Source organism: Thermomonas paludicola (genome assembly GCF_024498955.1).
Classification (GTDB): Bacteria; Pseudomonadota; Gammaproteobacteria; order Xanthomonadales; family Xanthomonadaceae; genus Thermomonas; species Thermomonas paludicola.
Window position 1 is genome coordinate 1,517,480 of record NZ_CP093311.1, and the last position, 12,451, is coordinate 1,529,930.

General features: G+C 66.0%; 7 protein-coding genes. 2 read left to right on the forward strand and 5 right to left on the reverse strand.

Going from position 1 to position 12,451, the window contains the following annotated elements; translation table 11 throughout:
• Nucleotides 1-113: 113 nt before the first annotated feature.
• Complete coding sequence (locus LIW09_RS07075; RefSeq protein ID WP_256644949.1) at nucleotides 114-665, forward strand: DUF2939 domain-containing protein; 552 nt, start codon at nucleotides 114-116, stop codon at nucleotides 663-665.
• Here the strand turns inward: LIW09_RS07075 and LIW09_RS07080 are convergent, their stop codons facing one another.
• The 5 genes from LIW09_RS07080 to LIW09_RS07100 form a co-directional block, all read right to left on the reverse strand.
• Entirely contained in the window at nucleotides 666-1,601 is a 936-nt protein-coding gene (locus LIW09_RS07080) for a 5'-nucleotidase (RefSeq protein WP_256644950.1), read from the reverse strand.
• Nucleotides 1,594-4,245 (reverse strand): bifunctional diguanylate cyclase/phosphodiesterase, encoded by a 2,652-nt coding sequence (locus tag LIW09_RS07085; protein ID WP_256644951.1) that lies wholly within the window; start codon nucleotides 4,243-4,245, stop codon nucleotides 1,594-1,596. The genes LIW09_RS07080 and LIW09_RS07085 overlap by 8 nt, the downstream gene beginning before the upstream one ends.
• Before the next feature lie 27 nt (nucleotides 4,246-4,272).
• Entirely contained in the window at nucleotides 4,273-5,043 is a 771-nt protein-coding gene (locus LIW09_RS07090) for an NAD kinase (protein ID WP_256644952.1), read from the reverse strand.
• A gap of 189 nt (nucleotides 5,044-5,232) precedes the next feature.
• Nucleotides 5,233-10,188 (reverse strand): NAD-glutamate dehydrogenase, encoded by a 4,956-nt coding sequence (locus tag LIW09_RS07095; protein WP_256644953.1) that lies wholly within the window; start codon nucleotides 10,186-10,188, stop codon nucleotides 5,233-5,235.
• A 65-nt stretch (nucleotides 10,189-10,253) separates the two neighbouring features.
• Nucleotides 10,254-11,402, reverse strand: coding sequence for an acyl-CoA dehydrogenase family protein (locus LIW09_RS07100; RefSeq protein ID WP_256644954.1), 1,149 nt, complete (start codon nucleotides 11,400-11,402; stop codon nucleotides 10,254-10,256).
• Nucleotides 11,403-11,519: 117 nt separating this feature from the next.
• Between LIW09_RS07100 and LIW09_RS07105 the strand changes: the two genes are divergently transcribed.
• Nucleotides 11,520-12,449 carry an ArsR/SmtB family transcription factor gene (locus tag LIW09_RS07105; RefSeq protein WP_256644955.1) on the forward strand — a complete coding sequence of 310 codons (930 nt, stop codon included), beginning with the start codon at nucleotides 11,520-11,522 and terminating at the stop codon, nucleotides 12,447-12,449.
• Nucleotides 12,450-12,451 lie beyond the last annotated feature (2 nt).

Here is a 12,451-nt window from a genome sequence, read left to right on the forward strand (position 1 = left end):
CGCAACAGCGCTGACCGCTGCGCCAGCCCGGCGCCGCCCGCGCCTGCCGCCTGGTACAGCATTCCACCGACACCCGACTTGCCCGAGCGCCCACATTTTTGCAGGATGCATGGATGAAAACCCCCAAACGCCCGCTGCGCGCGATTGCAATCGTTGCCCTGCTGATCCTGCTGGCGCTCTTCGGCTATGCCGCCGCCGGCCCGTATCTGGCCATCAACGGCATTCGCAACGCGGTGGCCAACCAGCAATACGGCGAGCTGTGGCGCTTCGTCGATTACCCGCGCCTGCGCGAAAGCCTGGGCCCGCAGCTGCAGGAACGGGTGGCCCGCGGCATCATCGGCCATGTCGGCAACGCACAGGCCAGCAGCACGATCGGCAAGGTCACGGCGTTGATTGCGCAACCCGCGATCGACACCATCGTGTCACCGCAAGGCATTGCCACACTCCTGACCGGGAGCGCGCTGGCGCAGCATCTTGCCGACGATACCGGCGTCAGCGGCACGCCGCGCCGCAACGATCCGCTGGCCGGCGCGACAAAGCGGTATGAATCCGCATCGCTGTTCACCGCCACCGTTGCCAATGCCGAGGGCCAGCCGGTGGTGTTTGAATTCCGCCGCAGCGGGCTGTCCTGGAAGCTGGCCGGCCTGCGCCTGCCCGACCTGTGATCAGTCGCTGACGGCGTCGTTGGCCACGCCATGCGGCACGTGCCCGGCCGCCACGTGCCGGCGCGCCGAGTCGATGTTGTGCGGCGAATCGTCGAAAAAGATGTCGGCGCCAAACGCTTCCAGGAACGGCCCCTTGTCGCGTCCGCCGAGGAATAGCGCTTCATCCAGACGCACCTCCCACTCGCGCAGGGTGCGAATCACCCGCTCATGCGCGGGTGCCGAACGCGCGGTCACCAGCGCGGTGCGGATCGGCGAATCCTCGCCGGCGGGAAACGCCGCCTGCAGATCGTGCAACGCCGCCAGGAAGCCGCGAAACGGGCCGCCGGAGAGCGGCTCGTGCGCGCGTTCGCGCTCGTGCCGGCCGAACGCTTCCACGCCCTGCTCGCGCGACACCCGCTCGCTCTCGTCACCAAAGATCACCGCGTCGCCATCGAACGCGATGCGCAGCTGGCGCTGGCGCGACTCGCTCGCCCCGCCCGGCAGGATGGTGGCGGCGGCAACGCCGGCCACCAGCGCCGCACGCACCGACTCCGGGTTTGCCGACAGGAACAGCTGCGCGCCGAACGGGCGGATATAGGGCCATACCGGCGCGCCCGAGGTGAACGTGGCGCGGCGGATGTCCAGGTCGTAATGCTGGATGGAATTGAACACGCGCAGGCCGGTGTCGGACGAATTGCGCGACAGCAGGATCACCTCCACCCGCGGCACATCCGCCGGCGCGCCCTCGTTCAGGGCCAGCAGCTTGCGCACCAGCGGAAACGCGATGCCCGGCGGCAATACTTCATCCTCATGCCGGCGCTGGTAGTCGGCGAACGCGGAAATGCCTTCCCGCTCGAACAGCGCATGGCTGTCTTCCATGAGGAACAGCGCGCGCGCGGTGATGGCCACCCGCAATGGCGCACGCGCATCTTCCGCCGTCAGCGCCGGGTCAGTCATGGGCGACGCGCTGGAACAGCACGCGCTCGGGGCGATGCAGGGCGAATCCCTGGGCAAAATCGACATTCATGCCGGCAAGGATAGCCAACATCTCGGGCGACGATACCCATTCGGCAATCACCACAAGCCCCTGCTGATGGCCGATCTCGGTCACCGCCTTGACGATCGACTGCGACATGCGGTCGCTGGCAATGGACTGCACGAAGCTTCCATCGATCTTCAGCAAATCCAGCGCCAGGTTTTTCAGGTACCCGAACGAGGACATGCCCGCACCGAAGTCGTCCAGGGCCACGCGGCAGCCCAGTGAATGCAGGCGCGCAAGCAGCACGCTGGAGGCGGCGAAATTCCTGACCGCCACGGTTTCGGTGATCTCGAACACCAATCTGCGCGGCTCGATTTGATACATCGCGATCAGCTGCTCGATGCGGTCGAACAGGCCATCGTCTTCCAGGCTGGCGCCCGACAGGTTGATGGCGCAGGTCGCAAGATCGCTGCCGTGTGGATGGATGCGGTCAAGATTGCCCAGCGCGGTTTCAACCACCCAACGGTCGATCAAGGGCATCAAGCCATAGCGTTCGGCGGCAGGCAGGAATGCCCCCGGCAATACTTCCCCGCCATCCTCGCCGCGCAAGCGCAGCAGCAATTCGACATGGGTACCGGCAGTCCTTCCGGCTTGCAGCGGGTGCAATTCCTGATAGTCCAGCAGCAGGCGTCCATCGCGCAACGCATCGCGAATCCGGTTGGCCCACTCCATTTCGCCCATTCGCGTGGTCACGGCCACGTCGTCCTCGGCGAACACGTGCACGCGATTGCGGCCGGCTTCCTTGGCCAGATAGCAGGCGGCATCGGCGTGCGAGAACAATTCCTTCAGCGAGGTGGCGCTGACCAGCATGACCACGCCGACGCTGGCGCTGATCGTGTAGCTGCGTTTTTCCCAGGCAAAAATGAAGCTTTCCACGCTGCGCCGCAGGCGATCTGCGGACTGCGTGGCGGCATCGATGGTGGATACGCCCGCCAGCAGCACGCCGAACTCGTCTCCGCCAAGTCGCCCCAGCACGTCGCCGGGGCGCAGCTCCTCGCGCATCACCACGGCCAGTTGCACCAGCAGCTCGTCGCCGGCGCGGTGCCCCGAGGTGTCGTTGATCAGCTTGAACTGGTCGAGGTCGATGAACAGCAGCGCGCCATCGCGGCCACCCGATTCCTCAAGCCGCGCCTGCGCGCGCGCCTCGAATTCGCGACGGTTGTACAGCCGCGTCAACGCGTCGTGGCTGGCCTGGTAGCTGAGACGCTCGGTCAGCAGCCGCTGCTCGGAGATGTCGCTGGCCACCATCAGCCACATGGGGATACCGTCCATCTCGATCGAGCTGATCCATGTCGTGGCCCAGAACAGCGACCCATCGGCCCCCGGCAACTGAACGTCCATGGAGCAGAGCGCATCTTCGTCGGCACCGCAGAAGCGAGCGGTGATTTCCTGGTCCATGGCCGCAGACAATCCCGCCCATCCCGTCTTCGCGGCAAGCCTGCAGCGCGCGGCGGCGTTGCGATAAACGATGCCCCCGTTGTCCTTGCGCGCAAGCAGCACCAGGCATGGCAGCAATTCGTTGAGCTTGCGAAAACGCTCCTCACTGGCACGAAAACGCTGGCTCATCGACGTGCCGAGCAGTATCGCGCGGTCGCGGGTGCTCACCAGCGACCACGTCAGTGCGGCCAGCAGCACGCTGATTGCCGTGCCGACCCACAGCACCAGAAGCCAGTTCGCGCGCCCTTCCGGGTTTTGCCGGGCATGGGCCACGACATTCCAGGTTCGCCCGCCGAAGCGCAGCTTGACCGCATGCAACCCATTCGCCGCACCGGTGGCAAAGCGCCGGACGTAGAGGGATTGCGGCGTGCCGCTGCTGATGTCCTCCACTGCCAGGTCGGCGAGCGCGACCGGCACCTGTGGCAGCGCCGAATCGATCAAGGCCCCGGCCCGGAACGAGGCACCGATCGAACCGACGATCGCGGCGCGGCGTGCTTCCACGGAATCCAGCGCCACGCCGTGCGCATACACCGGCAGGCGCAGGATGAACCCATCCCTGGCACCCGGTCCTGCGCTGCTTTGGCGCAGGCGAAACGTCGCAGACATGGCGATTCGGTCGTGATCCCGCGAACGCCGGACGGCTTCCAAATTGCTGGGCTGAGTGTTCACGTCGAGGCCGGCAATCGCCTCGTTCCCCTTCACCGGGGCGAACATCGTGGTGATGTAGCGATCCCCGGCAGGCGCGCGCCTGCGCTCGGCGTAGGCCAGCGCCTGCAGGCTGACCTGCACGAGCCTGTTGGACTGGATGTTTTCGTAGGCACGAACATACTCGTCCGGCGTCACGCGTTCAGATGCCAGGAAAATCGACTGGAACGCGCGAAGCAGATCCTCGCACTGGCCCAGCCGGGCATCGATCGCCGCGGCGATGCGCTCGGTTTCCCCGGTGAATTCCCGCTGCTGCTCGCGCTCGACGCGCTGCTTCTCGCCATGGGCCAGCCACAGGGTCAGCGCCATCCCAAGCAAAAACGCGAGCCCTGCCCAAATCCACGCAGGCACCCGGCGCTGGCTGGCGGCCAGGCCATCACCTGCAGGCACATGGATGTCGTAACCCTCGAACGGCATCATTTCCCCTATCGGACGATTGCAAGGACGCTACACGGCGAATTGTTCAATCAGGATTCTTTCTTCCAGGTTGTGCTCTGGATCGAACAGCAGGGTCACGCTGCGGTCGAGGGATTCGCGCACCAGCACCTCGGTCACATCCCGAACTTCGTGCGAGTCCGCGGTGGCGCTTGTGGGTCGCTTGTGGGGATCCTGCACGCGGAAACGCACTTCCGTCCCCGATTTGAGCACGGCGCCACGCCAGCGCCGCGGGCGGAACGGCGCGATCGGCGTCAGCGCCATCACATTGGCGCCCAAGGGCAAGATCGGCCCGTGCGCGGAAAAGTTGTAGGCGGTACTGCCGGCCGGGGTGGCCAGCATCACGCCGTCGCAGATCAATTCGTCCAGGCGCACCTCGCCATTGAGCTCGATGCAGATATGCGCCGCCTGGCGGGTCTGCCGCAGCAGCGACACCTCGTTGTAGGCAAGCGAACTCACGCTGGCGCCGGACTCGGTCTGCACCAGCATTTCCAGCGGATGCAGCACCGCCGGTTCGGCCGCCTCGATGCGCGCGAGCAGGTCGTCTTCGGCGCGGTACTGGTTCATCAGGAAGCCGATGGTGCCCAGCTTCATGCCATACACCGGTTTGTTCAGCACCCCGAACCGGTGCAGCGTTTGCAGCATGAAGCCGTCGCCGCCCAGTGGCACGATCACATCGGCATCCTGTGGCGCCCAGCTGCCATGCCGTTTGATCAAGCCGGCAAGCGCCGCTTGTGCATCGTCAACAGGGCTGGCAAGCAGGGCAAGACGAGGCGTGGTCATGCCGGGAGGATAACGCCTCACCGCCATCAATGCGCTTGCCCGGATTTCCGGCCCGCCACGGCAATGGGCCCCGCTGTGCGGGGCCCCGGGATGGTGGCAGGCACACTAGTTCTGCCGCGCGCCGCTGGTGGTCAGCGCCGGGCGCCTGCAAACATGGCCGATGCCCGCAGGCATCGGCCGCAGGCGTCATTACCCGCGCTGCGCCAGCTGTGCCACGCGCTGCACCGCCACCGAGGCGGTCGGGTAGTCCAGTGCCTTCTGCGCGGCAAGTTCGTTGAGCATCGCCAGGGTAAAGCGCAGCGAGCTGTCGTCGCGTCCCAACCATGCCTGCACCCTGGCATCGGCGTCCTTGCCCGGCATCGCCAACAGCTGCGCAGTCAATGCGCGAAGCTGCGCAAACAGCTCGTCGCGCAACACCCCGCGTGCGACCGCATGCCAGCGCCCTTCCACCTTCAGCGCCTCGATCTGCGCGCGCAGCCATGGCGCACGCAGTGCATCCGCGAGGCGGAAATAGACCTTGGCCACTTCGATGGGACGCATCTTGCGGTCACGCGCCAACTCGATGATGTCGGCGCTGGACTCCAGGTACGGCAGCGCCGCCAGCTGGTCGGCCAGTGCGGCCGACAGGCCCTTTTCGCGCCACTGCTTGCGGCTTGCTTCGTATTCCGGCCGCTGCGACGGCGGCAGGATGCCCTCGCCCGCGCGGATGTCGCGGAACCCGTCGTGGTAACGCTCAACCGCGGTGGCGATCGCCGGCACCGCGCCCGGCCGCGCCAGCAGCCAGCGGGTGAAGCCACGCTGCAATTCCCAGATTACCTGCAGGGCGTCAACCTGCACCGACTCGGCCACCTTGCCGTCCAGCGCGTCGATCTGCGCCCATAGCTCGCGTGCGTCCAGCGTCTCGCGGGTGATGGTGTAGGCGCGGGCGATTTCGCCGATGCTGCGCCCGCTGTCTTCCTGCATGCGCATCAGGAAGGTCGCACCCATCCGGTTGATGGTGGAGTTGGTCACCGCGGTGGCGATGATCTCGCGCTTCAGGCGGTGGTCGTCCATCGCCTTGGCGTACTTCTTCTGCAGCGGCTCGGGGAAATAGCGCACCAGCTCCTTGGACAGGTACGGATCTTCCGGCACGTCCGACTCCAGCAGCTGCGGGAACGCCACCAGCTTGGAATACGACAGCAGCACGCACAACTCCGGGCGGGTCAGCCCCTGCCCGCGCAGCTTGCGTTCGGCCATCTCGGCGTCGGACGGCAGGAACTCGATCTGGCGATCCAGCAAGCCCTGCGCTTCCAGCGTGCTGATGAAGTGCATCTTCGAGCCAAGCCGGGCGGCGCTCATCCGCTCCATCAAGGTCAACGCCTGGTTCTGCCGGTAGTTGTCGTTCAACACCAACTGCGCGACCTCATCGGTCATCGACGCCAGCAGCTTGTTGCGCTCGGCCAGCTTGAGCTTGTTCTTCTGCACTTCGCCGTTGAGCAGGATCTTGATGTTGACCTCGTGGTCCGAGGTGTCCACGCCGGCGGAGTTGTCGATGAAATCGGTATTGAGCATCACCCCCGCCTGCGCGGCCTCGATGCGGCCGAGCTGGGTCATGCCCAGGTTGCCGCCCTCGCCCACCACCTTGCAACGCAGGTCGCCGCCGTTGACGCGGAGCGCGTTGTTGGCGCGATCGCCCACGTCCGCGTTGGTCTCACTGGAGGCCTTCACGTAGGTGCCGATGCCGCCGTTCCACAGCAGGTCCACCGGCGCCCTCAGCGCGGCGCTCATCAGCTCGGTCGGGGTCATCGACTTGATGGCGGCGTCGATGCCCAACGCTTCGCGGACCTGCGGGGTGATGTCGATCGACTTCAGCGAGCGCGAATACACGCCGCCGCCCTTGCTGATCAGCTTGGCGTCATAGTCCGCCCAGCTCGAACGCGGCACCTTGAACAGGCGCGAACGCTCCTTGAAGGAGACCGCGGCATTCGGGTTCGGATCGAGGAAAACGTGGCGGTGGTCGAACGCGCAGACCAGGCGGATGTGCTCGGACAGCAACATGCCGTTGCCGAACACGTCGCCGGACATGTCGCCGATGCCGACGCAGGTGAAGTCCTGGGCCTGGCAGTCGCGGCCCAGCATGCGGAAGTGGCGCTTGACCGACTCCCAGGCGCCGCGGGCGGTGATGCCCATGCCCTTGTGGTCGTAGCCCACCGAGCCGCCGGAGGCGAACGCGTCGTCCAGCCAGAAGCCATGCGCCTGGGCGATGCCGTTGGCGGTGTCGGAGAACGTCGCGGTGCCCTTGTCGGCCGCCACCACCAGGTAGGGGTCATCGCCATCGTGACGCACCACGCCGGCCGGCGGCACGATCTTGTTGTTGACGATGTTGTCGGTGATGTCCAGCAGGCCGTTGATGAAGCGCTTGTAGCAGGCAATGCCTTCCGCCAGCCAGGCATCGCGATCCACCGCCGGATTCGGCAACTGCTTCGGGAAGAAGCCGCCCTTGCTGCCCACCGGCACGATCACCGTGTTCTTCACCATCTGCGCCTTCACCAGGCCCAGCACTTCGGTGCGGAAATCCTCGCGGCGATCCGACCAGCGCAGGCCGCCGCGCGCCACCGGGCCGAAGCGCAGGTGCGTGCCTTCCACGCGCGGGCCACACACCCAGATTTCACGGAACGGGCGCGGCTTGGGCAGGTCCGGCACCTTGGCGGTATCGAACTTGAACGCGATGTAGTCCGCCGGGCCACCGTCCTTGCGCACGCCGGCCCCGCTTTCGTCGCGCTTGTACTCGATGTAGTAATTGGTGCGCAGGGTGGCATCGATCACGCCGATGAAGCTGCGCAGGATGCGGTCCTCGTCCAGGCTGGCAACGCGATCCAGCAGGCCCAGCAACGCACCGCGCGCGGCCTCGACCTGCGCCTCGCGATTGCCGGCGCGGGCCGCGACCAGTGCCTTCAGCGCGGCCAGCGCAGCGGCGTCGCCAGCGGCCAGCGCCTTCAGCTGGGCGCCGAAGCGCTCCATGCCCTGCTGGATCTCGACGTCGCTTTCCTTGCCGGTTGCCGGATCGAAACGTGCCTCGAACAGCTCGACCAGCAATCGCGCCAGCAGCGGATAGCGGGTCAACGTGGCTTCCATGTAGCTCTGCGAGAACGTCACCCCGGTCTGCAGCAGGTACTTGCAATAGGCGCGCAGCATCGCGACCTGCTTCCACGACAGTCCAGCAGCCAGTACCAGCCGGTTGAAGCCGTCGTTTTCGGCATCGCCACGCCAGATCGCCGCGAACGCATCCTCGAAATCCTCGTCCAGCGCATCGACGTCCAACTCGCCCAACAGCGACTCGACCTCGAAATCCTGGATCCAGGCCACGGCGCCATCCGCATCGACCCGATACGGGTGCTCGGTAATCACCCGAAGCCCCATGTTCTCCATCATCGGCAGCGCGTCGGACAGCGGGATGTCGCGCAGCGGGCGATACAGCTTGAAGCGCAGCCCCTGGCGACGGACATCGCGGTACAGCGACAGGCGCAGATCCTGCGGCCCGGACAACGCGGCGATGTGCTCGACGTCATCGGCGGCGACCTCGGGGCTGACGTCCTCGATGTAGCCGGCCGGCAGCGCACTGCCGAAACGGGCAGCAAGCTTCAGCCCCGCCTCTTCGCCGTGGCGGGCCACCAGTTGTTCGCGCAGCTCATCGCGCCAATCGCGCACGATTTGCGCAAGCCCCGCTTCAAGCGCGGGCATGTCGATGGCGACGTCGGCATCGCCGCGCTCGCTGCTCGGACGCACGATGATGTGCAGCTGCGCCAGCGGCGAATCGCCGATCTGCACGTTGGTGTCCACGCGATCGCCATCCAGCGCCTCGCGCAGCATCGCCTCGATGCGATGGCGCACCTGCGTGCTCATGCGGTCGCGCGGCACATAGGCCAGCGCCGAGTAATAGCGGCCGTAGCGGTCGCGGCGCAGAAACAGCTTGCTGCGCACGCGTTCCTGCAGCCCCAGGATGCCCATGCTGGTCTTGAACAGCTCGTCCTCGGTGGACTGGAACAACTCGTCGCGCGGCAGGATTTCCAGGATGTGGCGCAGCGCCTTGCCACTGTGGCTGCTCGCGTCCAGCCCGGACTTTTCCATCACGTAGGCATGCCGCTCGCGCACCAGCGGGATGTCCCAAGGGCGGCGGGTATAGGCGCTGGAGGTATAGAACCCGAGGAAGCGCTGTTCGCTGACCGCGCGCCCCTTGGCATCGAACCCGAGCACGCCGATGTAGTCCATGTAACCCGGCCGATGCACCGTTGCACGTGCGTTGGTCTTGGTCAGGATCAGCGCATCCACCGCGCCCGACTGCTGCACGACGTGCGCGGTCAGCGACTTGACCGGGCGCGAGCTGGCGCCCGCCTCGTCCCGCAACAGGCCCAGGCCGCTGCCAGGCACTGCCGCCAGCACGTCTTCCCTGCCCTGCTTGCGGATCTGGTATTCGCGGTAGCCGAAGAAGGTGAAATGATCGTCGGATGCCCAGCGCAGGAACGCCTGCGCCTCATCGCGCTCGGCATCGGTGACCGGCAACTTCTGCGAAGGAAGCGCTTCCGCCACCTCGCGCATGCGCTCGCGCATCGCCTCCCAGTCGGACACGATCGCGCGGACATCGTCCAGCACCTTGGCAATCCGGGCCTTGATCGACGCCAGCGCCGATTGCGGCTGGCGGTCGATTTCCAGATACATCAGCGATTCCGATACGCCTTCGCCCACCGCCAGCAGCCGCCCGGCCTTGTCGCGCGACAGGCGGGCCACCGGGTGGCCCAGCAGGTGCACGCCAATGCCCAGCTCAGCCAGCGCCATGGTGACCGAATCCACGAGGAACGGCATGTCGTCGTTGGCGATCTGCAGCACGGTGTGCGGCGAGACGCGGGCGTCCGCCTTCAGCACCGGATTGAACAGCTGGATATTGGCCTTGCCGCGCTTGCGCGTGCGCGCGAACTCGAGCATTCCCGCAGTTCGCTCGGCCCATGCATCGGGCCCGTGGCGGGCGATTTCCTCGGCGTCCATGCGCTGGCAGAACGCTTTCGCGAACGCCCGCGCATGCTCCTGCGAGCCCTTGTCCACGCGCTTGGCCAGCGCATCGTAAATGGGTTTCAGCTCATCGCCGGAAGTGGTTGCGACTGACTTTTTCATCTGCTCAAAGCCTCCAAAGGGAAACGGCCGCGCAGGAAGCGCGGCCGTCTGGGACGTCGTTGTCTTTATCGCAGGCCGGTTTCGCCGCGGGCGATGACCAACCGCTGGATCTCGCTGGTGCCTTCGTAAATCTCGGTGATCTTCGCGTCGCGGAAATAACGCTCGATCGGCATTTCCTTCGAATACCCCATGCCGCCATGGATCTGCAACGCCTGATGGCTGATCCACATCGCCGCTTCGGATGCGGTGAGCTTGGCCACCGCAGCCTCGGTGGTGAAGCGCTGGCCCTGACCCTTCAGCCACGCCGCACGCAAGGTCAGCAGCAAGGCTGCATCGAGCTTGCACTTCATGTCGGCGATCTTGGCCTGGGTCATCTGGAACGCGCCGATCGGCTGCCCGAACGCCTTGCGCTCCTTCACGTAGTCCAGCGTTGCATCGAAAGCGGCGCGGGCGATACCGATGGCCTGGCTGGCGATGCCGATCCGGCCGGCGTCCAGCACGCCCATGGCGATCTTGAAGCCCTGCCCTTCCTCGCCCAGCACTTCATCGGCCTGGACGATGTAATCGGTGAATTCGATCTCGCAGGTGGCCGAGGCGCGAATACCCATCTTGGGTTCGGTCTTGCCTCGATGGAAGCCATCGCGGGCGGTATCGATCATGAAGGCGGTGATGCCGCGTGCGCCCTTGTCGGGGTCGGTCATCGCGAACAGCACGATGTACTTGGCCACCGGGCCGGAGGTGATCCAGCTCTTCTTGCCATTGACCACATAGCTGCCGTCGGCCTGCTTCACCGCCCGGCAGCGCATCGCAGTGGCATCCGACCCCGACTGCGGCTCGGTCAGCGCAAACGCGCCGATCTCGCGGCCTTCGGAAATCGCGCGCACGTATTTCTGCTTCTGCGCCTCGCTGCCGAACTGCAAAATGCCATTGCAGAACAGCGAATTGTTGACCGACAGGATGGTGCTGTGGGCGGCATCGGCAGCGGCAACTTCGATCATTGCCAGCACGTAGCTGATCGAATCCATGCCGGCACCGCCGTATTCCACCGGCACCTCGATGCCCATCAGGCCGTTCTCGCCCAGCGTGCGGATGTTCTCCAGCGGGAACTCGCCGGTGCGGTCGTGATGCTCGGCACTGGGCGCGATCTTCTCGCGGGCGATGCGCCTGGCAACATCCTGCAGCATCAGCTGCTCTTCGCTGAATCCGAAATCCATGACGCCAAGCTCCACTCCGCAGAAGCGCCATTGTAGCAACCTCGGCAGCGGACAATCGCTTGACCTGAAAACCGCATCGCGCAACAATTATCTTTGAATCGCGATGGAACGATATAAATGGACCTGGAAAGCTGGTCGAATCATTTGAAGGTGTTTGCAGACGCCACCCGCGTCCGCCTGCTGGCGCTGCTGGAAGGCGAGGAGCTGACCGTTGCGGAACTGTCGGCCATCACCCAGCTGGCCCAGCCACGCGTGTCCACCCACTTGGCCAGGCTGAAGGAAGCCGGTCTGGTGCGCGATCGCCGCGCGGGCGTCTCCGCCTATTACCGTTTCGACGATGCGGCCATCGGCCCGTCGCAACGGGCGCTGTGGCATTCGATCAGCCACGGCAGCGACGACCCCCTGCTGCGCCAGGACGCCGAGCGCGTGCCGGCGGTGCTGGCGATGCGCGCCGCCGACCAGAACTGGGCCGACAGCGTGGCCGGCGACATGGAGCGCCATTACTCGCCGGGTCGCACCTGGGAAGCCCTGGCACGCACCGCGCTACCGCTGCTGTGGCCGGGCGACGTGCTGGATATCGCGTCGGGCGACGGCGTGCTGGCCGAACTTCTGGCGCCGCACGCCGATCGCTACGTCTGCATCGACTCCAGCCAGCGCGTGGTGGCCGCCGCCAGCGAGCGCCTGCGTCGCTATGGCAACGTGGAAGTCCGCGAGGGCGACATGCACGCATTGCCGTTCGATGATGGAAGTTTCGACCTGGTGGTGCTGATGCACGCACTGACGTATGCGACGAAGCCCGCGCAAGCGGTGGCCGAGGCTGCACGCGTGCTGCGCCCGGGTGGCCGCCTGCTGCTGTCCAGCCTGGCCCGACACGAGCATCGCAGCGCCGTTGAAGCCTATGGCCACGTCAATCTCGGCTTCGGCGAGAAAGACCTGCGCAAATTCGCGGAAAAAGCCGGGCTGACCATCGCCAATTGCGGCACCGTCACCCGCGAGCGCAGGCCGCCGCATTTCGAAGTGATCTCGTTGACCGGCGTGAAGCCGTGACG

Bases quoted from the DNA above. Each gene is read 5' to 3' on its own strand.
- LIW09_RS07100 (WP_256644954.1), bottom strand. From the start codon at position 11,402: ATGGATTTCGGATTCAGCGAAGAGCAGCTGATGCTGCAGGATGTTGCC.
- LIW09_RS07075 (WP_256644949.1), top strand. From the start codon at position 114: ATGAAAACCCCCAAACGCCCGCTGCGCGCGATTGCAATCGTTGCCCTG.
- LIW09_RS07105 (WP_256644955.1), top strand. From the start codon at position 11,520: ATGGACCTGGAAAGCTGGTCGAATCATTTGAAGGTGTTTGCAGACGCC.
- LIW09_RS07095 (WP_256644953.1), bottom strand. From the start codon at position 10,188: ATGAAAAAGTCAGTCGCAACCACTTCCGGCGATGAGCTGAAACCCATT.
- LIW09_RS07090 (WP_256644952.1), bottom strand. From the start codon at position 5,043: ATGACCACGCCTCGTCTTGCCCTGCTTGCCAGCCCTGTTGACGATGCA.
- LIW09_RS07080 (WP_256644950.1), bottom strand. From the start codon at position 1,601: ATGACTGACCCGGCGCTGACGGCGGAAGATGCGCGTGCGCCATTGCGG.
- LIW09_RS07085 (WP_256644951.1), bottom strand. From the start codon at position 4,245: ATGATGCCGTTCGAGGGTTACGACATCCATGTGCCTGCAGGTGATGGC.